The 25,275-nt window shown below is 73.3% G+C and carries 25 protein-coding genes; 8 read left to right on the forward strand and 17 right to left on the reverse strand.

The window, feature by feature from the left end:
• Positions 1-8: 8 nt before the first annotated feature.
• Positions 9-551 carry a hypothetical protein gene (locus FXF65_RS44505; RefSeq protein ID WP_222868489.1) on the reverse strand — a complete coding sequence of 181 codons (543 nt, stop codon included), beginning with the start codon at positions 549-551 and terminating at the stop codon, positions 9-11.
• Positions 552-716: 165 nt separating this feature from the next.
• Here FXF65_RS44505 and FXF65_RS10610 point away from each other — a divergent pair, with 165 nt between their 5' ends.
• Together FXF65_RS10610 and FXF65_RS10615 are read left to right on the forward strand one after the other, a co-directional pair.
• A complete protein-coding gene (locus FXF65_RS10610; RefSeq protein ID WP_148349591.1) occupies positions 717-1,397 on the forward strand; it encodes a hypothetical protein in 681 nt (226 codons plus the stop codon).
• Positions 1,394-1,744 carry a hypothetical protein gene (locus FXF65_RS10615; RefSeq protein WP_148349592.1) on the forward strand — a complete coding sequence of 117 codons (351 nt, stop codon included), beginning with the start codon at positions 1,394-1,396 and terminating at the stop codon, positions 1,742-1,744. Before FXF65_RS10610 ends, FXF65_RS10615 begins: the two co-directional genes overlap by 4 nt.
• A gap of 100 nt (positions 1,745-1,844) precedes the next feature.
• Here the strand turns inward: FXF65_RS10615 and FXF65_RS10620 are convergent, their stop codons facing one another.
• From FXF65_RS10620 to FXF65_RS10635, 4 genes are all read right to left on the reverse strand, one after another.
• Positions 1,845-3,317, reverse strand: coding sequence for an NADH-quinone oxidoreductase subunit NuoF family protein (locus FXF65_RS10620; protein WP_148349593.1), 1,473 nt, complete (start codon positions 3,315-3,317; stop codon positions 1,845-1,847).
• A complete protein-coding gene (locus tag FXF65_RS10625) occupies positions 3,314-4,072 on the reverse strand; it encodes a hypothetical protein (protein ID WP_148349594.1) in 759 nt (252 codons plus the stop codon). The genes FXF65_RS10620 and FXF65_RS10625 overlap by 4 nt, the downstream gene beginning before the upstream one ends.
• A 75-nt stretch (positions 4,073-4,147) precedes the next feature.
• Positions 4,148-5,056, reverse strand: coding sequence for an SDR family oxidoreductase (locus FXF65_RS10630; protein ID WP_148349595.1), 909 nt, complete (start codon positions 5,054-5,056; stop codon positions 4,148-4,150).
• Positions 5,057-5,105: 49 nt separating this feature from the next.
• Positions 5,106-5,876 (reverse strand): SDR family oxidoreductase, encoded by a 771-nt coding sequence (locus FXF65_RS10635; RefSeq protein ID WP_148349596.1) that lies wholly within the window; start codon positions 5,874-5,876, stop codon positions 5,106-5,108.
• A 75-nt stretch (positions 5,877-5,951) separates the two neighbouring features.
• On the opposite strand from FXF65_RS10635, the gene FXF65_RS10640 reads away from it, so the two are divergent.
• From FXF65_RS10640 to FXF65_RS10655, 4 genes are read left to right on the forward strand one after another with little or no spacing between them, the layout of a single operon-like run.
• Positions 5,952-6,698, forward strand: a complete 747-nt coding sequence (locus tag FXF65_RS10640; protein ID WP_148349597.1) for an enoyl-CoA hydratase family protein — start codon at positions 5,952-5,954, stop codon at positions 6,696-6,698.
• Positions 6,695-7,558: a CoA transferase subunit A gene (locus FXF65_RS10645; RefSeq protein ID WP_148349598.1), complete on the forward strand. Its 864-nt coding sequence runs from the start codon at positions 6,695-6,697 to the stop codon at positions 7,556-7,558. Before FXF65_RS10640 ends, FXF65_RS10645 begins: the two co-directional genes overlap by 4 nt.
• Positions 7,555-8,298, forward strand: a complete 744-nt coding sequence (locus FXF65_RS10650) for a CoA-transferase subunit beta (RefSeq protein WP_148349599.1) — start codon at positions 7,555-7,557, stop codon at positions 8,296-8,298. The genes FXF65_RS10645 and FXF65_RS10650 overlap by 4 nt, the downstream gene beginning before the upstream one ends.
• Positions 8,295-9,371, forward strand: a complete 1,077-nt coding sequence (locus tag FXF65_RS10655; RefSeq protein WP_246198486.1) for an NAD(P)H-dependent flavin oxidoreductase — start codon at positions 8,295-8,297, stop codon at positions 9,369-9,371. Before FXF65_RS10650 ends, FXF65_RS10655 begins: the two co-directional genes overlap by 4 nt.
• Here the strand turns inward: FXF65_RS10655 and FXF65_RS10660 are convergent.
• The 4 genes from FXF65_RS10660 to FXF65_RS10675 all read right to left on the reverse strand — a co-directional run bounded on the left by FXF65_RS10660 (position 9,368) and on the right by FXF65_RS10675 (position 13,251).
• Positions 9,368-10,354 (reverse strand): quinone oxidoreductase family protein, encoded by a 987-nt coding sequence (locus FXF65_RS10660; protein ID WP_148349600.1) that lies wholly within the window; start codon positions 10,352-10,354, stop codon positions 9,368-9,370. The genes FXF65_RS10655 and FXF65_RS10660 overlap by 4 nt on opposite strands.
• Positions 10,354-11,355: an aldo/keto reductase gene (locus tag FXF65_RS10665; RefSeq protein WP_148349601.1), complete on the reverse strand. Its 1,002-nt coding sequence runs from the start codon at positions 11,353-11,355 to the stop codon at positions 10,354-10,356. The genes FXF65_RS10660 and FXF65_RS10665 overlap by 1 nt, the downstream gene beginning before the upstream one ends.
• A 107-nt stretch (positions 11,356-11,462) precedes the next feature.
• Positions 11,463-12,323 carry a helix-turn-helix transcriptional regulator gene (locus tag FXF65_RS10670; protein WP_148349602.1) on the reverse strand — a complete coding sequence of 287 codons (861 nt, stop codon included), beginning with the start codon at positions 12,321-12,323 and terminating at the stop codon, positions 11,463-11,465.
• Between the two features lie 37 nt (positions 12,324-12,360).
• Positions 12,361-13,251: an NAD(P)-dependent oxidoreductase gene (locus FXF65_RS10675; protein WP_148349603.1), complete on the reverse strand. Its 891-nt coding sequence runs from the start codon at positions 13,249-13,251 to the stop codon at positions 12,361-12,363.
• A gap of 47 nt (positions 13,252-13,298) precedes the next feature.
• Here FXF65_RS10675 and FXF65_RS10680 point away from each other — a divergent pair, with 47 nt between their 5' ends.
• Positions 13,299-13,649: a winged helix-turn-helix transcriptional regulator gene (locus FXF65_RS10680; RefSeq protein ID WP_148349604.1), complete on the forward strand. Its 351-nt coding sequence runs from the start codon at positions 13,299-13,301 to the stop codon at positions 13,647-13,649.
• Positions 13,650-13,767: 118 nt separating this feature from the next.
• Here the strand turns inward: FXF65_RS10680 and FXF65_RS10685 are convergent, their stop codons facing one another.
• The gene (locus FXF65_RS10685; protein ID WP_148349605.1) at positions 13,768-14,943 is read right to left on the reverse strand and encodes an acyl-CoA dehydrogenase family protein; all 1,176 of its coding nucleotides are present in this window, start codon (positions 14,941-14,943) and stop codon (positions 13,768-13,770) included.
• 37 nt (positions 14,944-14,980) lie between these two features.
• Positions 14,981-15,526: an FGGY family carbohydrate kinase gene (locus FXF65_RS10690; RefSeq protein ID WP_246198487.1), complete on the reverse strand. Its 546-nt coding sequence runs from the start codon at positions 15,524-15,526 to the stop codon at positions 14,981-14,983.
• Positions 15,527-15,557: 31 nt separating this feature from the next.
• Here FXF65_RS10690 and FXF65_RS10695 point away from each other — a divergent pair, with 31 nt between their 5' ends.
• A complete protein-coding gene (locus tag FXF65_RS10695) occupies positions 15,558-17,228 on the forward strand; it encodes a glycerol-3-phosphate dehydrogenase/oxidase (RefSeq protein ID WP_148349607.1) in 1,671 nt (556 codons plus the stop codon).
• On the opposite strand, the gene FXF65_RS10700 is transcribed toward FXF65_RS10695, so the two are convergent.
• From FXF65_RS10700 to FXF65_RS10725, 6 genes are read right to left on the reverse strand one after another with little or no spacing between them, the layout of a single operon-like run.
• Positions 17,225-18,379 (reverse strand): acetyl-CoA C-acetyltransferase, encoded by a 1,155-nt coding sequence (locus FXF65_RS10700; protein ID WP_148349608.1) that lies wholly within the window; start codon positions 18,377-18,379, stop codon positions 17,225-17,227. The two genes, FXF65_RS10695 and FXF65_RS10700, sit on opposite strands and share 4 nt — an antisense overlap.
• 22 nt (positions 18,380-18,401) lie before the next feature.
• Positions 18,402-19,019, reverse strand: coding sequence for a TetR/AcrR family transcriptional regulator (locus FXF65_RS10705; protein WP_148349609.1), 618 nt, complete (start codon positions 19,017-19,019; stop codon positions 18,402-18,404).
• A 12-nt stretch (positions 19,020-19,031) separates the two neighbouring features.
• The gene (locus tag FXF65_RS10710; RefSeq protein WP_148349610.1) at positions 19,032-19,808 is read right to left on the reverse strand and encodes an SDR family oxidoreductase; all 777 of its coding nucleotides are present in this window, start codon (positions 19,806-19,808) and stop codon (positions 19,032-19,034) included.
• On the reverse strand, positions 19,805-20,986 hold the full coding sequence (locus tag FXF65_RS10715) for an acyl-CoA dehydrogenase family protein (protein ID WP_148349611.1): 1,182 nt from the start codon (positions 20,984-20,986) through the stop codon (positions 19,805-19,807). The genes FXF65_RS10710 and FXF65_RS10715 overlap by 4 nt, the downstream gene beginning before the upstream one ends.
• 23 nt (positions 20,987-21,009) lie before the next feature.
• The gene (locus FXF65_RS10720; protein ID WP_148349612.1) at positions 21,010-22,236 is read right to left on the reverse strand and encodes a glycosyltransferase; all 1,227 of its coding nucleotides are present in this window, start codon (positions 22,234-22,236) and stop codon (positions 21,010-21,012) included.
• A complete protein-coding gene (locus tag FXF65_RS10725) occupies positions 22,217-25,123 on the reverse strand; it encodes a bifunctional glycosyltransferase/CDP-glycerol:glycerophosphate glycerophosphotransferase (protein ID WP_222868490.1) in 2,907 nt (968 codons plus the stop codon). Before FXF65_RS10725 ends, FXF65_RS10720 begins: the two co-directional genes overlap by 20 nt.
• Between the last annotated feature and the right edge of the window lie 152 nt (positions 25,124-25,275).

The following is a 25,275-nucleotide window of genomic DNA, read 5'->3' on the forward strand; positions in this document are numbered from 1 at the left end:
GTGGACGGTCAGGTAGCCGGAGAGTCGCCGACCAGGGGGCCGGGTTCGGTCCCCATCTCCAGGGCGAACAGCGGAGCGGTCAGCACGGTCGCCCACAGCAGCCGCCGGAACACCGGACGCCCGTCCGGGAACAGTTGCAGCACCACCGGCAGGCACAACCCGATCGACCACGGCCACGACCACCGGGCGACCGTGGTGAGGGCGCGCAGCAGAGGGGTCGGCCATCCGTCGCGCACACCGACCTCGATCAGCGGGGCGAGCGCGGCCGTCGTGGCGTACCCGATCCCCGCGGCCAGCAGCAGCCAGCCGATCGGGTTGCGCGGACGATGCCAGGCCAGCAGCACGCCGCAGACCGGGAACGACAGGCCGATCACCGAGTTGGTCACGACGAACAGGTCCAGCGCCTCGGCCCAGCTCATCCGGGCCGCGACGGCGCCGCTCACCGCGACGGCGACCTCGGCGACGGCCAGGCAGAACAGCCCGGCGGCCGCCATGGCGGACCGGCGCCCCGGCGCGGCGAACGGGCGCCCCGGTACGGCGGACGCAGTCATGGCCTCATGATGAGGCGCGCCGCCCCGGTTTGTCCTGGGTGCGTGCTCCCAGGGCGGCCGGGAGTTCCTCCCGGCCCGGCGGCGGCCTCCGCCCATGCGCTCCGGAACGGTGCGGCCGGACACTTTCGGCGTCGGGAAACGACCCACCCATTCCGGAGGCTCTCCATGACCGCCACCACGGCGGCGGCGACGCGGGCGACCGTCCCGTTGAACCGCGCCGCGCTCGCGCTGCTCGTCCCCGTCGGTCCGCTGGCCGTCGCGGTGCTGCGCGCCGTCCTGCCCTACTCCACGACCGACGGCTCCGCCGAACTCGCCGCCAAGGCGTCCGCCCACCAGGGCGCGCAGGGCGCCGTGCTCTGGCTCGGCCTCATCGCCCTCCTCACCCTGGTGCCGGGGACGATCGCCATCGGCCTGCAGGCCGCCCGGCGCTCGCCGCGGCTGGGAACGGCCGGGCTGGTCCTCGCCGTCGCCGGATTCTCCTCGCTCTACGCCGTCGGGATCAGCGACCACGTCGCGTTGTCGGCGGCGCGCAGCGGGCTCGCGTCCGCCGACACGGCGCGTCTGCTGGACGACCTCCAAGGCCTGCCCCCCGTCGCGGTGGGCAGCGTCCTGTTCGTCGCCGGCCACATCCTCGGCGTGGTGCTCCTCGGGATCGCGCTGTGGCGCAGCCGGGTAGTCCCGGCCTGGGCGGGCGTCGCCCTGGTCGCCTCCCAGCCCCTGCATGCCGTCTTCGCCGTCGCCCTGCCCAACGCCACCCTGGACGGGCTGGCCTGGGGCCTCACCGCCGTCGGCTTCGCGGCCGCCGCCCCGGCCGTCGTCCGCGGCACGGACGGGAGCGCGCGATGAGATCCGGCACCGTCACCGTCGGGCTCGTGCTGGCGGGCCTGCTTGGCCTGGCCGACCTCGCCACCGCCGGGGCGCCGGACGTGCCCGCTCCGGCCATCGTGATCGCGATCGTTCTCGGCCTGGCCACCCTGGCCGCGCTGGTCCCCGCCTGGCGGCGCGGGAACCGCCGCGTAGTCTTCGCCGTCGCGGCCACCCGGGCGCTGTCGGCCCTCGCCGCGGTGCCGGGCCTCACCACGCAGGACACCTCCGGAACCACCAAGGGCATCATCGTCGCCGCGCTCGCGGTCACCATCCTCGCGATCGCCCTGCTCGCCCCGGCGCTGCGCCGCACCTCCATCCCGTCCTGAACCGCGACACCGCCCATCGGCACCGGCACACACGGGGCGCGCGGCTGCGGGACCCTCCACTTGGAGGATTTCGCAGCCGCGCGTGCCGCTTTCGCGCTGTTCAGCGGACGCGTGGGACGAGGCGCAGGGCCAAGCCGGGGCACATCGCCACGGCGCGGCGTGCGTCCGCTTCCAAGCGGTCGGGGATCGGCTCGGACGGGATCACCGGGTAGTCGTGTTCGTCCATCCGGACGGTGCCGCGCAGGATGTCCGCGCACAGGCCGTGGCCGTCGCAGCGGCTCCAGTCGACCTCCAGGCTCAGCCGCGCGTCGGTTCCGGCGGGAAGGACGCCGCGGACGGGACGTCCGCAGCCGCCGTCCTCGATGTGGCGGGTGACGTCGTCCGCGAACACGTCCAGGGCGGACAGGACGAACCGGGCCGAGCCGTCGGGGTGGGCGCACGCGCCGCGTCCGGCGGCCATCCGGGCGGCGCGGCGGACGGCGTCGCGGGCGGTGGCGGCGTCGCGTCCGGCGGCGAGGTCGGCGAAGGCCCCGGCGACGTCGGGCAGGCCGAGGCGGCAGGGGCCGCACTGCCCGGCCGACTCGGCGGCGAGATAGCGCGCGACCCGGGCGCATTCGCCGAGCGGGCAGGTGCCGCGGCCGAGCGGCATGACGATCCCGGCGCCGAGGACCCCGCCGGACTCGGCGAGACCGGCCCGGGAGACGCGGGTCCGGGACGCGCGCTCCCCGGTCAGCCAGGCGCCGTGGTACCCGCCGACCAGCACGCCCTCGCCCGCGCGGGCGCCGCACAGGTCGAGCAGGTGGCCGAGCGGCGCCCCGGCCGCCGTCTCGACGACGGCGGGGAACCGGGCCGCGCCGGTCACGGTGAGCAGGACGGTGCCGGGCTCGTCGGGCGTCCCGGCGCGGGCGTGGGCGCGGGGGCCGAGCCCGGCGAGGACGGCGAGCTGCGCGTAGGTCTCGGCGTTGGAGAGGAGGGTGGGCAGGCCGTCGACGCCGCTGGTCGAGGCGCGGCCCTTGCGTCCGGGCGGGATCGGGCGGCTGCCGTTGACGCCGCGGATCACCGAGCCGCTCTCGCCGGTGACGAAGTGCTCGGGCAGCCGGACGGTCCGGGCGCGGGCGCCGAGGCCGCGTTCGGCGATCGCGTCGTCGAGCGAGCGGGCCGCCTCCTCGTCGGTGACCGCGAGGACGATCTCGACGGAGCCGAGCGCGGTGGCGGCGAGGGCGGCGCCGTCCAGGACGAGGTGCGGGGCGCGTTGGAGCAGCACCTTGTCCTTGGCGCTGCCGGGTTCGCCCTCGGTGCCGTTGACGACGACGACCGTGCGCCTGCGGCGGCGGACGGCGCTGTCGGCGGTCGCCTTCACCTTGCGGGCGAAGGGGAACGCGGCGCCGCCGCGGCCGTGCAGGCGTCCCGCCTCGCACAGGGCGATGAGCTCGGTTGCCGTGAGCGGGCGCGGGTGCGGGTGGAGGGCGCGGTGGGCGTCCCAGCCGAGCCGGGCGCCGCCTTCGAGGCCCTTGGTGAGGCGCGGCGGGCCGATGTGCCGGACCGCGACGCGCGGGGGTGCGAGGGTCGTCACGACGTCCTCCCGGCGCGCCGCCGCAGGACCGGGCGGGCCGCGACGGCGAGCGCGACCCCGGCGAGGCAGAGCAGGTATCCGGCGGTGACCCAGGGCGCGGGCGGGCGTCCGGACGTCAGCCCGTGCAGGACGCCGACCGGCCAGGCCGCGTACGCGGTGAGGTGCAGGGCCCGCCACGTCCAGGGACGGCGGGCGGCGGCGAACCGGCCGCGCGCGATCCCGCCCGCGAACGCGACGATCATCAGGTAGAGCGCGAGGGTGCCGAGGCCGTAGTCGGTCAGATGGTCGGCCGAGAGCGGGAGGAACGCCTGCGTCGCGCCGATCCGGTGCCGGGCGATCTGCGAGGAGATGTGCAGGACGAGCGTCGCGACGGCGAGGAAGGCGAGCGCGCGGTGCGCCGCCTGCGCGCGGACGCGCCGGGCCGGCGCGAGGATCGCCTGGTCGGTGGCCAGCACCCCGACCATGACCGTCAGCGAGAGGGAGACCAGCGCGAAGACGCCGCAGTAGAAGTCGACGAACGATCCGACGGCGCGCAACTCGGGCAGCAGGACGCCGGTCGAGACACCGAGACCGAGGAGCAGCCCGGTGCAGCCCGCGACGGTCGCGCGAACGACGAGCCGGAGCTGAGGTCTGGCCCGGTTGCGGCGGCCTTGCGGTTCGCCGCGGTGGAAGCCGTCCGGTGCTATGAGGAACGCTTGCGTTCCCTCGTGGGCGAGGCCCTGCGGCGGCCCCGGACGTTCCCGTCCCCTTCTCATCAACGCCCCCTTGTCGCGTGAATCGGCGACAGGTACGACGTGTGATCAAGCACTCTCAGTTCAGTGACATTTGTGTCAACCGGCCCCATAAACGGGTTCGGGGGCGGGCGTTTTCGCGAGCAGGTCCGCGATCACGTCGCCGACCTCGGACGGGTCCCAGCGGGCGCCCTTGTCGGCGGTGGGGCCGTGGCGGAAGGCGTCCATGACGCAGATCCTTCCGGCCTCCGCCTCGAAGACCCGTCCGGTGACGTCGCGGGAGGCCGCCGAGCCCAGCCAGACGACCAGCGGCGAGACGTTCTCGGGCGCCATCGCGTCGAATCCGTCTTCGGCGGGGGCCGCCATCGTCTGCGCGAACACCTCCTCGGTCATCCGGGTTCGGGCGGCGGGCGCGATCGCGTTGACCGTCACGCCGTACCGGGCCAGTTCGGCGGACGCGACGAGCGTCAGCCCGACGATGCCCGCCTTCGCCGCCGAATAGTTGCCCTGGCCCACACTGCCGAGCAGGCCCGCGCCGGACGAGGTGTTGATGATCCGGGCGTCCACCGGGCGGCCTGCCTTGCTCTCGGCACGCCAGTGGCGTCCGGCGTGCTTGAGCGGGAGGAAATGGCCTTTGAGATGGACGCGCATGACGGCGTCCCATTCGTCCTCGCCGAGGTTGATCAGCATGCGGTCGCGGAGGAAACCGGCGTTGTTGACGAGGGTGTCGAGGCGTCCGAAGGCGTCGAGGGCGGTGGCGACCAAGGCGGCGGCGCCCGCCTCGGTCGCGATGTCGTCGGTGTTCGCGACGGCCCGTCCGCCGAGGGCCTCGATCTCGCGGACGACGTCGTGCGCCGGTCCCGCCGACGCCCCGCCCGTGCCGTCGCGGGCGACGCCGAGGTCGTTGACCACGACGAGCGCGCCCTGCCGGGCGAACTCCAGGGCGTGGGCGCGGCCGAGCCCCCGTCCGGCCCCGGTGACGGCGACCACCCGGTCCTTGCAGATCATCGCTTCTCCTCGCGGGGGGACGACCCTCCGCTCCCCCGGTTCGCTTCGCTCATTGCTGCTCCTTGTTCACGCTGGCGGCGTCCAGGAAGGCGGGGCGTTCTCCGCCGCCGTGCAGCAGGAGCGACGACCCCGTGATGTAGGCGGCCCGGTCGGACGCCAGGAAGACGCAGGCCGCGCCGACCTCGTACGGGTCGGCGAGGCGGCCCATCGGGACGGTCCGCTCCACCGCGGCGATGCCCTCCTCGTCCCCGTAGTGCAGGTGCGACTGCTCGGTGCGGACCATTCCGAGCGTCACGAGATTCACCCGGATGTCGGGCGCCCATTCGACGGCGAGCGACTGCGTGAGGCTCTGCAGCCCGGCCTTGGCCGCGCCGTAGGCGGCGGTGCCCGGCGACGGCCGGATCCCGCTGACGCTGCCGATGTTGATCACCGAGCCGCCGCCGTGCTCCAGCAGCCGGGGCCGGAGCGCCCGCGCCATGATCAGCGCGGTGGTCAGGTTCAGTTCGAGGATCTTGACGTGGGTGCGCAGCGGGCCGTCGGCGACCGGCAGGAACGGGGCGCCGCCCGCGTTGTTGACCAGGATGTCGGCGCGGTCGAGGCCGTCCGCGAACGCCTCCGCGGCGTCGGGGTCGCGGGCGTCCAGGGAGACGAACCGGGGCGTCCGGCCGCCGGACTCGGGCAGCGTCTCCGGTTCGCGCCGGGCCACCGCGACGACGTCGGCGCCCGCGTCCAGGAGGGCGCGGGTGATCCCCGCGCCGACCCCGCGCACGCCGCCGGTGACCACGGCGGTCCGGCCGTCCAGATCGAGCGTCAGTGACATCCCGTCTCCTCTGCGAGCCCGTGTTCCGCCTCTGCTACCTTCTGTTCTAACAAATGTTTGGTGGAAAGGTAGCGCATGGGAGTCTCCACCACGACCCGGGACGGGGTCGCCGAGATCGTCGTGGCCGCCCCGCCGGTCAACGCGCTGACCGTCGCGGGCTGGTACGAGCTGGCCGACGCGGTCCTCGCGGCGGGCCGTGATCCGCAGGTCGGAGCGGTCGTGCTGCGCGCCGAGGGACGGGGCTTCAACGCGGGCGTCGACATCAAGGAGATGCAGCGCACCGACGGCCACACCGCCCTGGTCGGCGCCAACCGCGGCTGTTTCGCGGCGTTCGCCGCCGTCTACGACTGCGAGGTGCCGGTGGTCGCGGCCGTCCACGGGTTCTGCCTCGGCGGCGGGATCGGCCTCGTCGGCAACGCGGACATCGTGATCGCCTCCGACGACGCTTACTTCGGTCTGCCGGAGGTCGATCGAGGCGCGCTCGGGGCGGCGACGCATCTGGCGCGGCTCGTCCCGCAGCACTTGATGCGCGCGATGGTCTATACGTGCCGCAACGTCACGGCGGACGAGTTGCACCGGCACGGGTCGGTCCTTGAGGTCGTCCCTGCGGACGAGCTGCGGGCGAAGGCGATGGAGGTCGCCGCGTCGATCGCCGCCAAGGACCGGTACGTGATCCGCCGCGCCAAGGAGTCGCTGAACGGGATCGACCCGGTCGACGTCAAGCGCAGCTACCGCTACGAGCAGGGTTTCACCTTCGAGCTGAACCTCGTCGGCGCGGGCGACGAGCACCGCGACGCTTTCGTCGCCAAGGGGGCCGAATGAGTTCCAAAGTGCTTTCGATCGAGAAGGTCGTCGGGTCGCTGGAAAGCGGCATGACGCTCGGGATCGGCGGCTGGGGGTCGCGGCGCAAGCCGATGGCCCTGGTCCGCGCGATCTGCCTGTCCCCGATCACGGATCTGACGGTCGTGACGTACGGCGGGCCGGACGTGGGGCTGCTGTGCGCGGCGGGCAAGGTGCGGCGGCTCGTCACCGCGTTCGTGACGATGGACTCGATTCCCCTTGAGCCGCATTTCCGGCAGGCGCGGCAGTCCGGGACGATCGAGCTGACCGAGTACGACGAGGGCATGTTCATGTTCGGGCTCTACGCGGCGGCGCACCGGCTGCCGTTCCTGCCCACGCCCGTCGGGCTCGGCTCGGACGTTCTGCGAAACAACCCCGAATTGAAGACGATCCGCTCGCCCTATGAGGACCGTCGGGAACTCGTCGCCGTTCCCGCTTTGACGATGGACGCGGCGCTCGTCCACATGAACCGCGCCGACGCGCGCGGCAACGCCCAGTACCTCGGCCCCGACCCGTACATGGACGACCTCTTCGCCAAAGCCGCCGACCGCACGTACGTGTCATGCGAACGGCTCGTCGACACCGAGGACTTCGCCAAGGAAGGGCCGGTGCAGTCGCTGCTGATCAGCCGAGCGCACGTAACCGGGGTGGTGGAGACGCCGAACGGCGCGCATTTCACCGACTGCGCCCCCGACTTCGGACGAGACGAGAAGTTCCAGAAGCTCTACGCCCAGTCGGCGGCCGACCCGGAGAAATGGGCCGAGTTCAGCGACCGGTTCCTGTCCGGCGACGAGGCGGCCTATCAGGACGCGGTCCGGGTGTGGCGGGAGGAGAACCGATGAACGCGGCTACCCACACGGTTACACGTGCGGAAGTTTGCGCGGCGGCGTGCGCGGACCTTTTCCGTGGTGACGGCGAGATCGTCGCGGCGGCGGTGGCCGGTTTCGTGCCGATGCTGGGCTCGCGGCTGGCGCGGTCGACGTTCGCGCCCGACCTGCTGACCACGGACGGCGGGCCCGCGCTGAGCGGCGAGCCCGTCCCGCTCGGGGCGTCCGCGGCGACGGTCGAGGGATGGCTGCCATTCCGCGACCATTTGTGGCTGGTGCTGAACGGGCGGCGGCACGTGGTGATGGGGCCGAGCCAGATCGACGCGCACGGCAACACGAACATCTCGTGCATCGGCGAATGGGAGCGTCCGACGCGACAGTTGCTCGGGGTCCGCGGCGGGCCCGGGAACACGCTGCTGAATCCGACGAGCTATTGGGTCCCGAAGCATTCGACGCGGGTGTTCACCGAGAAGGTCGACATGGTGAGCGGCGTCGGCTGGGACCGGGGCGCGCACGAGATCCGCCGGGTCGTGAGCAATCTCGCCGTGCTCGATTTCGACACCCCGGATCGGCGGATGCGGCTCCGCTCCGTCCATCCCGGAGTGAGCGTCGCGGACGTCGCGGCGGCGACCGGGTTCGAGTTGATCGTCCCGGACGAGGTGCCGGAAACCCGCCTCCCGGACGCCGGGGAACTGCGGATCATGCGCGAGGAACTCGACCCGAAGGGGCTGCGGGAACGCGAGGTCCCGTCGTGAGCGAAAAAGTGAACGAACAGGTGCTCGACACCCCGCTTACGCGGCTGGCGGGCGTGAAGCATCCGGTCGTGCAGACGGGAATGGGGTGGGTGGCCGGACCCAAGCTCGTCACGGCGGTCGCCAACGCGGGCGGCCTTGGAATCCTGGCGTCCGCGACGATGACGCTCGACCAACTCGCCGACGCCATCCACGAAGTGAAGGACCGGACGGGCGCGCCATTCGGCGTCAATCTCCGGGCGGATGCCACAGACGCGGGCGACCGCATCGACCTCCTCATCAAAGAGGGCGTGAAAGTCGCGTCCTTCGCGCTCGCGCCCAAGCAGGAACTGATCGGGAGACTGAAGGACGCGGGCGTCGTCGTGATCCCGTCCGTCGGCGCGCGGCGGCACGCGGAGAAGGTCGCGGGGTGGGGCGCGGACGCCGTGCTCGTGCAGGGCGGCGAGGGCGGCGGGCACACCGGCGCCGTCGCCACGACGCTGCTCCTCCCCCAGGTCGTGGACGCCGTCGACATCCCGGTGATCGCGGCGGGCGGGTTCTTCGACGGGCGCGGGCTCGCCGCCGCGCTGGCGTACGGGGCGGCGGGCGTCGCGATGGGCACGCGGTTCCTGCTGACGTCGGACAGCTCCGTCCCGGACGCGGTCAAGCGGGTCTACCTGAAGACCGGCGAGACCGTCGTGACCCGGCACGTGGACGGCATGCCGCACCGCGTGCTGCGCAGCGAGCTGGTCGACACGCTGGAGCGGTCGGGCCGGCTCGGCGGGCTCGTCCGCGCGGTGCGCAACGGCGCCCGGTTCAAGAGGCTGTCCGGGATGTCGTGGCGCGCGATGATCGCGGACGGGAAGGCGATGAAGCACGGCAAGGACCTGTCGTGGTCGCAGGTCCTGATGGCCGCGAACACGCCGATGCTGCTGAAGGCGGCGATGGTGGACGGTCGTCCCGACCTCGGCGTGATGGCGTCCGGGCAGGTCGTCGGGCTCATCGACGACCTGCCGAGCTGCGCCGAGCTGATCGGAGCGATCGTAGAGCGCGCGGCGGACGCCATCGCGGCCCAGCAGTCCCTGCTGATCCGCTAGCCGCGCACGGCGAGGACGAGCTTGCCCGTCGTGGTGCCCGACTCGATGCGCCGGTGCGCCTCGGCGGCCTTCTCCAGCGGCAGTTCCTCGACCCCGACCCGCAGGTCGCCGGAGGCCGCGGCGGTGACGGCGCGGCGCAGGGCCCGGCCCGCCTCCTCCGGAAACGTTCCAGCGAACGCGGCCAGGTTGAACCCCGACACGGTCTTGTTGGCGAACCACAGCTCGTTCGCCGGGACGCCCACGTCGTCCGCGCCGGACGCGTTGCCCATCACGACCAATCGGCCCATGGGCGCGAGGGCGTCGAGGCTCGCGCGCCGGGCCGGGCCGCCGACCATGTCCACGACGACGTCGAACCCGCGTCCGCCGGTCAGGTCGGAGACGGCGCCGGACAGGTCGGCGCGGAGCACGACGTCGTCGTAGCCGAACCCGCGCGCGGTCTCGATCTTGGCCGCGGAGCCGACCGTCCCGGCGACCCGTCCGGCGCCGAGCAGCCGGGCGGCCTGCCCGAGCAGGCCGCCCACTCCCCCGGCCGCCGCGTGGACGAGCACGCTCTCGCCCGGCTCGATGCGCGCGACGCGGTCCAGGACGAGGAACGCCGTCGTCCCGTTGGACGGCACGGCCGCCGCGACGTCCAGGCCGAGCCCGGCGAGCGGCCCGTCGAGCGGGACGACGAGGTCCGCCGAGGTCACGGCGACCTCGGCGTAGCCGCCGCCGTCCACGATCGTCAGCGCCGCGACGGGCAGGCCCCCGCGCAGCCCCTCGACGCCGGGGCCCACGGCCCGCACGTGCCCGGACACCTCGATGCCCGGGACGAACGGCAGCGGCACGTCCACGACGCCGCGCCGGTAGAGGATCTCGGCGAAGTTCGCCCCCGCGTACGCCACGTCGATGGAGACCTGGCCCGGCCCGGGCTCGGGGACGCCGGCGTCCGTCACGCGCAGGACGTCGGCGCCGCCGAACCCGGGGATGGCGACCGCCCTCATCAGTACCGTGTCCCGACCGGATCGGGGACGCCGTCCAACTCGGCCAGGTCGGCGGCCGTCAGGTCGAGGCCGGCCGCGCCCGCGTTGTCGAGCAGGTAGTGCCGCTTCTTCGTGCCCGGGATCGGGATGACGTGGTCGCCCTGGGCGAGCGTCCAGGCGATGGCGACCTGCGCCGGGGTCGCGTCGTGCCGCTCCGCGACCGTCCGCACTACGTCGACGATCGCCATGTTGGCCTTGAGCGCGTCCTCCTGGAAGCGGGGGTTGCCGCCGCGGAAGTCCGAGGACTGGAAGTCGGCGGACGTGACCGTGCCGGTCAGGTAGCCCCGGCCGAGCGGCGAGTAGGGGACGAACACCGCGCCGTTCGCGGCGCACCAGCCGACCACGTCGCCCATCTCCTCCCCCTCGGTGGCGCCGGGCGAGGTGCCCGCGAGCGCGCCGGGCACGCCCAGCGGGTCGCGCGTCCACAGCGACAGCTCCGACTGGATCGCCGCGACCGGGTGGATCGCGTGCGCCTCCGCCGCCTGTGCCGCGCTGACCTCCGACAGGCCGAGCCTGCGGACCTTGCCCGCCGCAACCAGTCCGGACATCGCCCCCCACGTTTCGGCGAGCGGATACTCCCGGTCGACCCTGTGCAGGTAGTACAGGTCGATCACGTCGGTGCCGAGGCGGCGCAGGCTCTCCTCGGCGGACGCGGTGACGAACTCCGGGCTTCCGTCCCGGATGATCTTCCAGGTGGGCGTCGTCTCGATGATCAGACCCGTCTTGGTGGCGACGACCGCCTCGTCCCGGCGGCCCGCGAGCGCCCGGCCGACCAGCGTCTCGTTGTGGCCGGCGCCGTACGCCTGCGCCGTGTCCAGGAACGTCACGCCGTGGTCGAGGGCCTCGCGGATCAGCGCGACCGACGCCTCGTCGTCCGTAGCCTCGCCGTACACCCCGCTCATCCCCATGCAGCCGAGCCCGATGGCGCCGACCTGCGTCCCGGCGAATTCACGCTTCCTCATGCAATTCCCTCCGTGGTTCTCGCTCCGAGAACGATCCTGTGGCACGGAAGGGGGATGAAACAGACGCTGCTCATACTGGGTGTGGCACCACCACCCTCGGACGCCGGTCAGTTCGCGGCGATCAGCCCCCGGCGGGCCATCAGCGCTTCGAGCCGCTCCTGCGTGCCCGTTCCGGGACGCGGGTTGTTCAGCACCAGGAGCTGCCCCGGACGGTCGGCGAGCGGCAGCAGCGTCCCCTCGAAAACGAGCTCGCCCACCTCCGGATGCCTGATCGCCTTGACCGCCTGCGCGGGCGCGCTCACCTCGTGGCGCGGCCACAGCTCGGCGAACTCGGAGCTGACCGCGAGGAGGTCGTCGACGATCCGGGCGAACTCGGGGTCGTCGGGGAAGCGCGCGGCGTCGGCGCGGAACCGGGCGACGACGCCCGGCGCCGCCGCCACCCAGTGCGCGTGCACCGACCGGTACCGGACGTTCGTGAAGAACGTGACGAGGCAGTTGTGGTCGACGTCGCCGTACCCGAACACCTCGCGCGCCGCGTCGTTGATCGCAACGAAGTTCCAGTGCCGGTCGCGGACGTAGGCGGGGCGCGGCGACCAGGCGTCCAAAATCCGGCGCAGCTCCGGCGTGATCGGGACGGCCGGGCCGGCCTCCGCCTGCGGCGGGTTCAGCCCGGCGAGCAGGTACAGGTGCTCGCGTTCGGCGCGGTCGAGGCGGAGGGCGCGGGCGACCGCGTCCAGCACGTCCCCGGACACCTTGATGTCGCGGCCCTGCTCCAGCCACGTGTACCAGGAGACCCCGACCCCGGCGAGCACCGCGACCTCCTCGCGGCGCAGTCCCGGCGTCCGGCGGCGGCCGCCGTCCGGCATGCCGACGTCGGCGGGGGCGAGCCGGGCGCGGCGGGTCCGCAGGAAGTCGCGCAGTTCCTCGTGGCGGCGGCCGGGAGCGGAGGCTGAGGCTGGACTGGCCATGCCGTCAACGATAACCGCCGCTCCCGAACGACCACGGCTATCGGACGGCCGCCTCCGCCCGGAGGAGGTCGGTGACGCGGATGAACCCGTCGGTGCCGTGGCCCGTCCCGATGACGCGGCGGGCCAGGCCCTCGACGGCGCGCATCACGCCCGAGTCGATCCCGTGCCCCTCGGACGTGTCGATGATGTGCGCCATGGACGACGCCGCCGAGGTGATCGGGTTGCTCTCGCCCGAGTAGTCGCCGCCGTCCACGCCGTCCGCGAGCTCCTCGAAGATCGGCGGGAGGATCGCGCCGATGCCCGTGGCGAACGGGGCCAGCTCGCGGGCGGTGATCCCCTCCGCCCGCGCCACCGCGAGGGCGTGCGCGTAGCCCGCCATCGCGGTCCAGAAGACGTCCAGCAGCGCGATCTCGTACGCGGCGGCGCGGCCGGGGTCCTCGCCCAGGTGGGTGTGGGAACCGCCGAGCGCCTCCAGCGCCGGGTGATGCTCCCGGTAGAGGTCCTTCGGGCCGCTGTGGAGGAAGACGGCGTCCGGCGTTCCGATGGTGCCGATCGGCGTCATGATCGCGCCGTCCAGGTAGCGGACGCCGTGGACGGACGCCCAGTCGGCGGTGTCACGGGCCTTGGCGGGGGTGCTCGCGGAGAGGTTCGCCACCGTGCGCCCCTTGAGCGCGCTGGTCACCGCCTCGCGCCGCAGTACCGAGCCCACCGCCTCTTGGTCCACGACGCACACCACGGTCAGTTCGCTGGCGGCGGCCGCCTCCTCGGGCGACTCGGCGCGGACCGCGCCCAGTTCGACGAGTTCGCCGTCCCGGCCAGGGGTCCGGTTCCAGGCGGTGGTCCGCAGCCCGGCGCGGACGAAGGCGCCCGCCAAGGCGCGCCCCATCGGGCCGAGGCCGATCACGGTGACGGCAGACTGATCGGACATCGATTAACCTCCATAAAAGAATCTACGAAGCGGCAAATGGGAATTCGATGACGCGCAAGCAGGCTCAGGAGACCGGCGTCTGCGGGGTGACCGCCGCGATCGCCGTGATCGACGGCAAATGGAAGACCGCCCTGCTCTGGCTGCTGGAGGACCGCCCGTACCGTCCCGGCGAGCTGCGCCGGAGGCTTCCGGGGCTCAGCGAGAAGGTGCTGACCCAGGCGCTCCGCGAAATGGAGGACGACGGCCTCGTGCACCGCGAGGTGCACGATGGGTTGCCGCTGAAGACGGTGTACTCCCTGACCGGGTTCGGCCGCGACCTCTCCGAGGCATTGGCCCCGCTGTCCGACTGGGGTCACCGGCGGCTGGAGACGCTGACCGCCGCACAGCCGGTCAACTGAACGCGCGCCACCTCCGTTCTCCCTGGTGGGCGGCCGGTTCGCCGCCCACCACCCACCTTCGCCCCATCGGCGCATCCAGCCAAGTACCCACAAAAAAGTGGGTATCGCGGAGGGTCCGTCAGCCCTCCAGGAGGCGGCGGCCGATGATCATTTTCTGGATGTCGGCGGTGCCCTCGCCGATCAGCAGCATCGGGGCCTCACGATAGAGGCGCTCGATCTCGTACTCCGTGGAGTAGGCGTAGCCGCCGTGGATGCGGAACGCGTCCTCGACGACCTCCTTGCAGTATTCGCTCGCCAGGTACTTCGCCATCCCGGCCTCCAGGTCGTTGCGCTCGCCCGCGTCCTTGCGGCGCGCCGCCATCACCGTCATCTGGTGCGCGGCCTCGACCTTCGTCGCCATCTCGGCGAGGCGGAACAGCACGGCCTGGTGGTCGGCGATCGGGCGGCCGAACGTCTCGCGCTGCCGCGCGTAGCCGAGGGCCAGCTCGTAGGCGCGGCGGGCGACCCCGCAGGCGCGGGCGGCGACGTTGACGCGGCCGACCTCGACGCCGTCCATCATCTGGTAGAAGCCGCGACCGGGCGTCCCGCCGAGTATCCGCGCTGATGGGACGCGGTAGCCGTCGAAGATCAGCTCGGTGGTGTCGACGCCCTTGTAGCCCATCTTGTCGATCTTGCCGGGGATGGTCAGCCCCGGCTCGACCTCCCCGAACCCGGGCGTCTTGTCGACGAGGAACGTGGTCATGCCGCGGTGCCCGGCGTCCGGGTCGGTCTTGACGAGGACGGCGACCAGGTTCGCCGACCCGCCGTTCGTCACCCACATCTTCTGGCCGTCGATCACGTGGTGGTCACCGTCCGGGACGGCGCGCGTCGTGATCGCGGAGACGTCCGAGCCGCAGCCCGGCTCCGACATCGAGAACGCGCCCCGGATATCGCCCTCCGCCATTCTCGGCAGGTAATGCGATTTCTGCTCCGCGGTGCCGTGCTGGGCGATCATCCACGCGACGATGAAATGGGTGTTGACGATTCCGGAAATGCTCATCCAGCCGCGCGCCAATTCTTCGACGACGAGCGCGTAGGTCAGCAGGGACTCGCCGAGCCCGCCGTGCTCCTCGCCGATCATCAGGCCGAACAGCCCGAGGTCGCGCATCCCGTCCACGATCGCGTGCGGATACTCGTCGGCACGTTCCAATTCGGCGGCGGCCGGGATGATCTCCTTGTCGGCGAACGCCCGGACGGTCGCGACGATCTCGCGCTGCTCGTCCGTCAGCCCGTGCGTCTGCTGCAGCCTGCTCACTCAGATTCCCTTTCGCGAAGCGCGTATCGCGCCGCTTCTACGGCCGCGCGGCCGGGTCCTCGCCCGCGCGGATCCAGTCGAACGTGCGCTCCGTGACGTGCACGCCGCCGTCGACGCCGCCGCTCAGGTTCCAGATCAGCCAGCTCTCCATCGTGCCGAACAGCACCTCGCCGCGCTCGGCCCGCGCCCGCAGGCCGGGCGTGTGGTCGAGCAGCCGGCGGACGCGCGGCGCCGAGAAGTACGTCACGATCGGCAGGCCGCTGCGCTCGGTGACCACCGCCGCGCCGGGGGCGCGGTTCAGCTCGTCCACGAGCGCGCCGGTGCGCATGTCCTGCCAGACGATAGCGCGGCCGATCGGGACGCCGGTCAGCCGGTCCCGCAGGACGGTCGTCTCGCGCTGGTTCGCGATCCCCACCGCCGCTATCTGCGACGTCGTCGCGTCCGCCCGCGCCAGCGCCTCCGGCGCCACCCGCTCAACCTGGGACGACGACCAGCGCCAAAGCGTCCTTTCGCCGGGCCGCGGCGTGCTGTTGTCCGGGACGTTCGTCCGGGGACGGCTCGCCGCAACCCGGCCGACCGACACTCGTGACGGACCTCTTCTCGGGAGCATCGCAGTGACATCCGTAGCCCTCGGACCGCTCTACCGCGCGGACGCCGTGCGCGCCCTCACGGAGACGGAGTTCGACGTCCTGGTCGTCGGCGGCGGGATCGTCGGCGCGGGGGCGGCGCTCGACGCGATCTCGCGGGGCCTGTCCGTCGCGCTGGTGGAGGCGCGGGACTGGGCGGCCGGGACGTCCGGCCGGTCGAGCAAGCTGATCCACGGCGGGCTGCGCTACCTGGAGCGGCGCGACTTCGGGCTCGTCCGGGAGGCGCTGCGGGAGCGCGGTCTGCTGCTGAACCGGCTCGCGCCGCATCTGGTGCGTCCCGTCCCGTTCCTCTATCCGCTGCGCGGGCGCGTGTGGGAGCGGGCGTACGTGGGCGCGGGCGTCACCCTGTACGACTCGATGGGCGGGGCGCGGGCGCTCCCCCGGCACCGGCAGTTGACCCGGCGCGGCGCGCTGCGGGCCGCGCCCGCGCTGCGCCGGGACGCCCTCGTCGGCGCGATCCAGTACTACGACGCGCAGGTGGACGACGCCCGCTACACGATGACGGTCGTCCGCACCGCCGCCCGGTACGGCGCGAAGGCCGTCACGCGCGCCGAGGTGACCGGGTTCCTGCGCGAGGGCGAGCGAGTGACGGGCGCGCGCGTCCTCGACCTGGAGGACGGACGGGAGATCGCCGTCCGCGCCCGCCGCGTCGTCTGCGCGACCGGCGTGTGGACGGACGGCGCCCAAGCCATGACCGGCTCCCGCGCCGCGTTCGGGGTGCGGGCGTCCAAGGGCGTCCACCTGGTGGTGCCGCGCGACCGCATCCCGATGGACACCGGGGTGATCACGCGGACGTCCAGGAGCGTGCTGTTCATCATCCCGTGGGGACGGCACTGGCTCATCGGCACGACCGACACCCCGCACGACGACGGCCCCGACGAAGCCGTGGCCGACCACACCGACGTCGCCTACCTGCTCGATCAGGCGAACGCCGTCCTGCGCACCCCGCTGACCCGCGACGACGTCGAGGGCGTGTACGCGGGGCTGCGGCCGCTGCTGTCCGCCGAGGCGGACGACACGACCCGGATGTCGCGCGAACACGCCGTCGCCGAGCCCGTGCCCGGTCTCGTCGTCGTGACCGGCGGCAAGTTCACCACCTACCGGGTGATGGCGCGGGACGCGGTGGACGCCGTCGCCGCGAGCCTGGACGACGCCGTCCCCGAGTCGGTCACCGCACGCCTCCCGCTCCTCGGCGCGGTCGGGTTCGAGGTGCTGTGGAACGAGCGGCGGCGGCTGGCCGCCGCGTCCGGCCTGCACGTCGCGCGCGTCGAGCACCTGCTGCGCCGGTACGGGACGTGCGCGCGGGAGGTCCTGGACCTGGTCGCGGACGACCCGGCGCTCGCCGCCCCCATCCCCGGCGCGGACGACTACCTGTGCGCGGAGGCCGTCTACGCGGCGACCCACGAGGGCGCCCTGCACCTGGAGGACGTCCTGGCCCGGCGGTTGCGGGTCTCGATCGAGGAATGGGACGGCGGCGTCGCGGCCGCCGCCCACGTCGCCCGCCTCCTCGCGGACCGGCTCGGCTGGAGCGAGGACGACGTGGCCGACGAGATCAAGCGGTACGTCCTCCAGATCACGGCGGAGCGGCGCGGCGGCCCGGCCGTCGCCGAGCCCGAACCGCCCCTCACCGCCGTCTAGAGGCGTTCGAGGATGGTGACGTTGGCCTGGCCGCCGCCCTCGCACATCGTCTGGAGGCCGTAGCGCCCGCCGGTCCGCTCCAGTTCGTGCAGCAGCGTCGTCATGAGGCGGGCGCCGGTCGCGCCGAGCGGGTGGCCGAGGGCGATGGCGCCGCCGTTCGGGTTGACCTTCGCCGGGTCCGTGCCGGTCTCCTTCAGCCAGGCCAGCACGACGGACGCGAACGCCTCGTTGATCTCGACGGCGTCGATGTCGTCGATCGTCATGCCGGTCTTCTTGAAGGCGTACGCCGTGGCCGGGATCGGCGCCGACAGCATCCGGATCGGGTCCTCGCCGCGCGCCGAGATGTGGTGGACGCGGGCACGCGGCGTGAGCCCGTGGTCCTTGACGGCCCGCTCAGACGCGATGAGCAGCGCCGCCGCGCCGTCGGAGATCTGCGATGACAGCGCGGCGGTGAGCCGTCCGCCCTCGACCAGCGTCTTCAGCCCGGCCATCTTCTCCAGCGACGTGTCACGGCGCGGCCCCTCGTCCGCCGACACCCCCTCGTAGGCGACGATCTCGCGCTCGAACCGCCCCCCGTCGATCGCCCGGATCGCCCGCCGGTGCGACTCGTAGGCGAACTCCTCCATGTCCTCGCGGGAGATGTCCCAGTCACGCGCGATCATTTCGGCGCCGTTGAACTGGGAGACCTCCGCGTCGCCGTAGCGGCGCGTCCAGCCGGTCGAGCCCAGGAACGGGCCCCGCGTGAACCCGAGCGGCTCGGCGGCGGTCATCGCGAACGCGATCGGGATCTGCGACATGTTCTGCACGCCGCCCGCCACGACCAGGTCGGACGTCCCGGCGAGGACGGCCTGCGCGGCGAAGTGCACGGCCTGCTGCGACGACCCGCACTGCCGGTCGACGGTGACGCCCGGCACCTCCTCGGGGAGCCCGGCGGCGAGCCAGCAGGTGCGGGCGATGTCCCCGGCCTGCGGGCCGACGGCGTCGACGCAGCCGAACACGACGTCCTCCACCGCCGCCGGGTCGACCTTGGTGCGTTCCATCAGCGCGGTCAGCACGTGCGCGCCGAGGTCGGCGGGGTGCGCGCCGGACAGGCCGCCGCCGCGCCGCCCGACCGGAGCGCGGACCGCGTCGACGATGTAGGCCTCGGCCATGGGACTCTCCTTCGTACGGGGGCTAGCCTGCCTCGATCCCCTCCAGGAACAGGGCGAGGTACTGCTTGGCGATGTCGTCGGAGGACAGCCGTCCGCCGCGCTTGTACCAGTTGGCGGCGACCCAGACGGTGTCGCGGATGAACCGGTAGACCAGGCCCGGGTCGAGGTCGGCGCGGAACGCGCCCTCCCGCACGCCGCGCTCCAGCAGCGCGAGCCACATCTCCTCGAACCGGCTCCGCGACTCGCGCAGGTAGGCGAACCGCTCGCTCGTCGCGAGGTGCTTCGACTCGTTCTGGTACAGCACGACGGCCGGGCGGTGCAGGTCGATCGTCCGGAACGACTCGACGACGATCCCTTCGAGCGTGTCGCGGGCGCTGAGCCCGGCCCCGAGGACGCGCTCGTAGGCGGCCCACATCTCGTCCAGGAAGGTCGACAGGATCTCGTCGGCCATCGCCTCCTTGGAGTCGAAGTGGTAGTAGAGGCTGCCGCCGAGGATCCCGGCGGCGTCCGCGACCTGCCGGACGGTCGTCGCGGAGTAGCCCTGGGAGGCGAACACCTCGGCGGCCGTGGCGAGCAGCTCGGCCCGCCGCTCCGCGCGGGCGGCGGCGGTGCCCTCGGCGTCGCGCCGTCGTGGACTCATCGTGGATACGTCCTATGCGTGCTGTGAGGAGACGGAGACGACCTCGCCCGTCATGTACGAGGAGTAGTCGCTGGCCAGGAAGACGATAACGTTGGCCACCTCCCATGGTTCGGCGTGGCGGCCGAACGCCTCGCGGCGGGTCAAGTCGGCCAGGAGCTCCTCCGAGGTCACCTTGACCAGGTGCGGGTGCATGGCGAGGGACGGCGACACCGCGTTCACCCGGACGCCGAAGTCGGCCGCCTCCAGCGCGGAGCAGCGGGTGAGGGCCATGACCCCGGCCTTGGCGGCGGCGTAGTGCGACTGCCCGCGCTGCGCCCGCCAGCCGATCACCGAGGCGTTGTTGACGATCACGCCGGAGCCCTGGCCGCGCATGGCCCGCAGGGCGGCGCGGGTGCAGCGCATGGTGCCGGTGAGCGTGATGTCGAGGACGCGCCCCCACTGGTCGTCGGTCATGTCGACGAGGTCGGACGTCCCGCCGAGCCCGGCGTTGTTGACGGCGACGTCGACGCGCCCGAAACGCTCCACGGCGAGCGCGTACAGGGCGGTGACCTGCTCCTCGGACGTGACGTCGCAGGCCAGCGCGGCGACCCGGTCGGCGCCGAACTCCTCCGCCAGTTCGAGGGCGGACGCGGCGAGCCGCCGCTCGTGCGCGTCGGAGAGCAGGACGCGGGCGCCCTCCTCCAGGCAGCGCCGCGCGGTCGCGCCGCCGATCCCGGCCCCGGCCGCCGCGGTGATCACGACGGTGCGGCCGTCGAGCAGCCCGTGCCCGGGGACGTAGCGGGGCGTCATCCGCGGGCCTCCCTCGGCAGCCCGAGGACGCGCTCGGCGATGATGTCGCGCTGGATCTCGTTCGACCCGGCGTAGATCGTGTCGGAGCGGGAGAACAGGAACAGCCGCTGCCAGTCGTTCAGGTCGTAGGGCTCGCCGTCCATGACGAGCCCGGCGACGCCGAGGACGTCCATGGCCAGCTCCCCCAGCTCACGGTGCCAGGTTCCCCAGACGAGCTTGGAGATCGACGACTCCGGGCCCGGCGCGCCCGCGGCGACGCCCGCCATCGTCCGGACCGCGTTCAGCCGCATGATCTCCAGGCCCATGTAGGACCTGGTCAGCCGGTCGCGCAGCAGCGGGTCGCCGATCGCCCCGGTGCGCCTGGCGAGTTCCGCGACGCCCTCGAACTCGCGCCGGAACCCGACCTGCTGGCCGAGCGTCGCGACGCCCCGCTCGAACCCGAGCGTCGCCATCGCGATCTTCCAGCCGTCGCCGGGCGCGCCGACGATGTCGGCCTCGTCCGTGCGAGCCCCGTCGAAGAACACCTCGTTGAACTCGGACGTGCCGGTGAGCTGGACGATCGGCCGGATGTCCACGCCGTCCTGGCGCATCGGGACGAGCAGATACGACAACCCGTGGTGCCGGGACGAGCCCGGCTCGGTGCGGCAGACGACGAAGCACCAGTCGGACTCGACGGCGAGGGACGTCCACACCTTCTGGCCGTTGATCACCCACTCGCCGCCGTCCAACTCGGCGCGGGTCTGCACGTTGGCGAGGTCGGACCCGGCGTCCGGCTCGGAGTAGCCCTGGCACCACAGCTCCCGCACCGCCACGATGGGCGGCAGGAACCGGGCGCGCTGCGCGTCGGTGCCGAAGGCGATGATCGTCGGGCCGAGGAGGTTCTCCCCTATGTGGTTGACCCGGGCGGGCCCGTCCGCGAGCGCGTACTCCTCGTTGAAGATCACCTGCTGCTCGACGGTGGCGCCGCGTCCGCCGTACTCCTCGGGCCAGCCGACGCACGTCCAGCCGGCGGCGGCCATGTGCCGCTCCCAGCCGAGCCGCTCCTCGAACGCCTCGTGCTCGCGGCCGGGGCCGCCGAGGCCGCGGGCGTGCGCGAACCGGCCCGCCAGCTCGGTCCGCAGCCAGTCGCGGACCTCGGCGCGGAAGGCCCGGTCCGCCGGGGACTCATGCTCCGTCACGCGAGCACTCTACCAAACACTTGTTAGAAAGAATCACTCCGGGCCGCGGGTTCCGTCACCGGGACGGAGCGCGCCGCGCGCTCCGGCGCGCCGGACGGCCGGTCGCGGTGCAGGAGGTCGAACAGCCGGTCCCAGCGGGCGAGCACCGCGTCCGGATGGAACCGCAGCACCGACGCGCGGGCCTCGGCACCGAGCGCGCGGCGCAGCTCGGGGTCCTCCATCAGCCGCTCCAGCTCCTTCGCGAACAGGGCCGTGTCGCCCGGCGGGACGAGCACGCCGCCCCGGCCGTCCTCGATCAGCGTGCGGACGCCCGGCGCGCAGTCGAACGCCACCGTCGGCAGACCGTACGCCATCGCCTCCAGGACCGACATGGGGAACCCCTCCGCGCGGGACGGCAGCGCGAACACCGACGCCTCGACCAGCGCCTCCTCCACGTCGGCGATCACGCCCCTGAACTCCACGGAGCCGAGCGAGGCCGCCTGCTCCCGGAGGCGCTCCTCGTCCGGACCGGCGCCGTAGACGTGCAGCCGCCAGCCGGGATGCCGCGCCGCGACCCGCTCCCACGCCTCCAGCAGCAGGTCGACGCCCTTCTCGTAGGAGAGGCGCCCGACGCAGGCGACGACCGGGAGGTCGAGCGTCGGATGGACGTCCGGCGTCACGTGCACCGGGTTCGGGACGTAGTCGGCGTTGGTCATGCCCGCCCTGGCCCAGGCGTCGGCGTCCTCGGCGGTGAGCACGAGCATCCGGTCGGCGTCCGCGTAGTGCTCCTTGACCCGCTTGTAGCGCGACGACGCGCGCGTCGCCTCGAACGACTCGTGGCTCATCGCGACGACCCGCAGCCCGGAGGTGTCCGCCCGCCGGACCCATTCCATCGCCCACACCTGCGCGGCGATCACGACCGCGCCGGGACGGGCCCCGGCGAACAGCTCCGACAGCCGGGCCGCGCCGCGCCGCTGGGCGGCCGCCCGCCACGCGCCGCGGGTGCGGGCCGCGACGTTCAGCCGCTGCGCCGCCGTCGCGGGACGCCAGGCCAGCACGGGCGGGCGCCACACCCGGTGCAGCACCTCGACGGCGTACGAGCCGTCCCGGTCGTGGTGGTGCGGGAGATCGCCGCGGGTGATCCCGACGAGCGTGACGCGGTCGCCGCGCTCGGCGAGCCGCCGCGCCATGTGGTGCGCCCAGCGCTGCAGCCCGCCCATGTCGTCGGCGTTGTTGCAGACGATGAAGACGTCACGCGGTGCGGCGGCCATGGTGCTCCCTCCCCCGGACAGTCCGTGATGTGGGGAAATAGCGCTCCACGACGGCCCTGGCGGCCGATCCCCGGTCGTGCTCGCCGAACCGGGCCGCGAACGCGCGGCGGCGCGCGGCGTGGCCGGGCGCGGCGTCGTCCAGGGCCGCGAGCGCGGCGACCAGCTCGTCCTCGGTGCGGGTGACCGGGCCGGGGGCGTGCCGCTCCAGGTCGAAGTAGCCGGGCGCGAGGTCGCGGCCGTCCGGCAGGTGCAGGACGATCGGCCGGTCCAGCAGCGCGAAGTCGAACATGATCGACGAGTGGTCGGTGACCAGCGCGTCGGCGAGGAGCAGCAGCGGGGTCACGTCGGGGACGCGGCCGACGTCCCGCATCACCGCGCGGGCGCCCGGCGGGACGTTCGCCCGGCACAGGTAGTGCGGCCGGACGAGCAGCACGGCCTCCTCCCCCAGCTCCCGCGCGAACACGTCCGGGTCGACGGGCGGGTCCAGCAGCCTGACCGGGCGCCCGCGCGGGCCGGTCGCGAACGTCGGCGCGTACAGGACGGCGCGGCGGCCGTCGTCCAGGCCGAGCGCGCGGCGCAGCGCGGCGACCTCGGCGGCCAGCTCCGGGTCGCCGTCCAGCCCGTTGACCAGCGGGTCGTTGCGCGGATACCCGGTCGCGAGCAGCTCCGAGCGGACGCCGAGCCCCGCGCACAGCGTCTCCACGTCGTGCCCGGACCGGACGAGGAAGCAGTCGAACCGCTCCACCATCCGCCGCAGCTTGGCCCGGTCGGCGGCCGGGCCGTGCTTGAGCCGCGGCTGGTCGAGCCCCATCAGCTTGAACGCCGAGCCGTGCCAGGTCTGGATGTAGGTGGTCTCGGGGCGTTTGCGCAGGCCGTCCGGGAAGCCCTGGTTGTCGACCCAGTAGCGGGCGCGGGCGAGCGCCAGGTAGTAGGCCCACGTGCCGCGCCGCACCAACCGGGCGTCGCCGGGGAAGCCCTCCCGGGACGAGGCGTAGGACCAGACCGCGTCCACGTGCCTGCCCGACCTGCGCAGTTCCCGGTAGATGTACTTCGGGTTGTCCGAGAACTGGCGTCCCATGTGGCTCTCGAAGACGGCCACCGCGGGTTTGACGGGGAGCCTGCTCAGCACCCGGTTGAACACGGCGGTCTTGGTCTTCTTGGACGTCAGCGCCGCGCGGACGCCCTTCTTCGCGCGCCGCGCCCGCCGTCCGGTGTGCCGCCAGGCCAGCCGCCCGGCCCGGGAGCGGACGGCCCGGCGCGCGGCCGTCCCCGCCCGCCGCGCCCACGGGCTCCCCGCCTCCAGGGCGAACGCCAGATGCCCGCCCTCGGTGACGTACGAGCGGAGCCGGTCGGCGGCGAACCGCGTGAGCCGGGGACGGACGGGCAGCGCCGCCGCCCCGTCCAGCGGCGGCGCGCCGGGGCCCGGGCCGGGCCGGGTGACGATCTCCTCGCCGTCCACGCGGAGGCGGAGCCGGACGTCCCACACCGGGTCGACGAACCCGACCGGCCTGATGCGCCGCCGCGGGTCGAACTCGGCCCGCCAGCCGATCCGGTCGCCCTCGTACCGGACGGCCGCCGGCACCCGCCCGCGCGGGGCGCGGCCCCGCCGGTCGCGGAACTCCAGCGTGCCGGAGAGGGCGGCGTCCGGGCCGATCCGGTTCAGCGGGTTCAGCATGTGCCCGGCCATGCGGACGCGCCCGTCCCGGACCTCCAGCCGCGTGACCGTGTTCGCCGGACGCAGCTCCTTCAGGGGCCGGACGTGGAAGCCGAACCCGGTCACGTCCAGGACGCGGTGCCCCAGGCTCCCGCTCGGACCGCTCGCGCCCCAGAAGACCCGTCCGTCCCTTTCGACCAGCCGCGCCCGCAGCTCGGCGCGCCCGGCCGGGTCGTACTCGGCGGCGGCGAGCGCGCCCGCGTGGTCGCCCTCGCGGATCAGGTAGGCGGCGATCGCCGACAGCGGGTTCGCCTCCTCGAACACGTGCGGGTCGAGGCCGGCCAGGTACCCGGCCGCCAGATCGAGGAAGCGGGCCCGGTAGGACTCCTCGCGGTCGCGCAGTTCGCGCAGGTAGAGCATCAGATCGTGGTTCACGAACTTGACGTCCTTGGCCTGTCCGAGCGCGTGCGCGCCGCGCGCCTCGAACAGCCGGTCGATGCGGCGGTGGATCTCCAGCCGGTCGGCGAAGTTCGCGAGTTCGGCGCGCCGGTTGGAGATTGACGGGTCGAGCGTCCGCTCCCGGACGAGCCAGTTGTAGACGCGGTGCGGGATCAGCGCCGTCCGTCCTGACGCGAGGTACGCCTCGGCTGTGAAGAGCAAGTCTTCGTAGTGCAGCTGCTCCACGAAACGGAGGTCGTGCTCCTCCAGGAATCCCCGCCTGTAAGCCTTGTTGGTCGAGAGCGTGTCGTAGAGGAGGTCGGGGTTGTCGTCCAGGGCCTCGTACACGGCCCTGTTCCGGTAGAGCCACGGATACCAGGCGCGGACCCGTCCCTTCACGCCCACGGGCACGTCCAGGAAGATCCGGTCGCACAGCCCGGACACGATGTCGGCACCGGTGTCCTCGGCGGCGGCGAGGAGATTCAGGCAGGCGTGCCGGTCCAGCAGGTCGTCGCTGTCGAGGAACATCACGTACCGGCCGGTCGACGCCTCGATGCCGGTGTTGCGCGGACGCCCGCAGCCGCCCGAGTTCTCCGGCAGGTGGACGGCCCTGATCCGGCCGGGATGCGCGGCGGCCAGCCGGTCGGCGATCTCGGCCGTTCCGTCGGTGCTGGCGTCGTCGACGACGACCGTCTCGACGCCGCCGAGCGACTGCGCGAGCGCGGAGCCGACCGCGCGGGGCAGCCGCCGCGCGTCGTTGTAGGCGATCACCACGACGCTGACATCGGGGCGCACGGCGACCTCTCCTTCCCACGCTCCGGCGGGACGCGGTGTCGCATTCCTTTCCAGAAACGCCGCAGTGAGGTCCAAGGGCGGGCAAAGGCTGTCAACGCTTGGCATTACCCGACTTCACCGGAGGCACTGGTCACTTCCCCCGGAACGCCAGA

The organism is Actinomadura syzygii (genome assembly GCF_008085905.1).
GTDB lineage: Bacteria > Actinomycetota > Actinomycetes > Streptosporangiales > Streptosporangiaceae > Spirillospora > Spirillospora syzygii.

Excerpts from the sequence above, each read along its gene's own strand:
- FXF65_RS10640 (WP_148349597.1), top strand. The coding sequence starts at position 5,952 with ATGGGAGTCTCCACCACGACCCGGGACGGGGTCGCCGAGATCGTCGTG.
- FXF65_RS10660 (WP_148349600.1), bottom strand. The coding sequence starts at position 10,354 with ATGAGGGCGGTCGCCATCCCCGGGTTCGGCGGCGCCGACGTCCTGCGC.
- FXF65_RS10625 (WP_148349594.1), bottom strand. The coding sequence starts at position 4,072 with ATGAGAAGGGGACGGGAACGTCCGGGGCCGCCGCAGGGCCTCGCCCAC.
- FXF65_RS10705 (WP_148349609.1), bottom strand. The coding sequence starts at position 19,019 with ATGAGTCCACGACGGCGCGACGCCGAGGGCACCGCCGCCGCCCGCGCG.
- FXF65_RS10710 (WP_148349610.1), bottom strand. The coding sequence starts at position 19,808 with ATGACGCCCCGCTACGTCCCCGGGCACGGGCTGCTCGACGGCCGCACC.
- FXF65_RS10615 (WP_148349592.1), top strand. The coding sequence starts at position 1,394 with ATGAGATCCGGCACCGTCACCGTCGGGCTCGTGCTGGCGGGCCTGCTT.
- FXF65_RS10665 (WP_148349601.1), bottom strand. The coding sequence starts at position 11,355 with ATGAGGAAGCGTGAATTCGCCGGGACGCAGGTCGGCGCCATCGGGCTC.
- FXF65_RS10630 (WP_148349595.1), bottom strand. The coding sequence starts at position 5,056 with ATGATCTGCAAGGACCGGGTGGTCGCCGTCACCGGGGCCGGACGGGGG.
- FXF65_RS10700 (WP_148349608.1), bottom strand. The coding sequence starts at position 18,379 with ATGGCCGAGGCCTACATCGTCGACGCGGTCCGCGCTCCGGTCGGGCGG.
- FXF65_RS10670 (WP_148349602.1), bottom strand. The coding sequence starts at position 12,323 with ATGGCCAGTCCAGCCTCAGCCTCCGCTCCCGGCCGCCGCCACGAGGAA.
- FXF65_RS10680 (WP_148349604.1), top strand. The coding sequence starts at position 13,299 with ATGACGCGCAAGCAGGCTCAGGAGACCGGCGTCTGCGGGGTGACCGCC.
- FXF65_RS10650 (WP_148349599.1), top strand. The coding sequence starts at position 7,555 with ATGAACGCGGCTACCCACACGGTTACACGTGCGGAAGTTTGCGCGGCG.
- FXF65_RS10635 (WP_148349596.1), bottom strand. The coding sequence starts at position 5,876 with ATGTCACTGACGCTCGATCTGGACGGCCGGACCGCCGTGGTCACCGGC.
- FXF65_RS10610 (WP_148349591.1), top strand. The coding sequence starts at position 717 with ATGACCGCCACCACGGCGGCGGCGACGCGGGCGACCGTCCCGTTGAAC.
- FXF65_RS10720 (WP_148349612.1), bottom strand. The coding sequence starts at position 22,236 with ATGGCCGCCGCACCGCGTGACGTCTTCATCGTCTGCAACAACGCCGAC.
- FXF65_RS44505 (WP_222868489.1), bottom strand. The coding sequence starts at position 551 with ATGACTGCGTCCGCCGTACCGGGGCGCCCGTTCGCCGCGCCGGGGCGC.
- FXF65_RS10645 (WP_148349598.1), top strand. The coding sequence starts at position 6,695 with ATGAGTTCCAAAGTGCTTTCGATCGAGAAGGTCGTCGGGTCGCTGGAA.
- FXF65_RS10675 (WP_148349603.1), bottom strand. The coding sequence starts at position 13,251 with ATGTCCGATCAGTCTGCCGTCACCGTGATCGGCCTCGGCCCGATGGGG.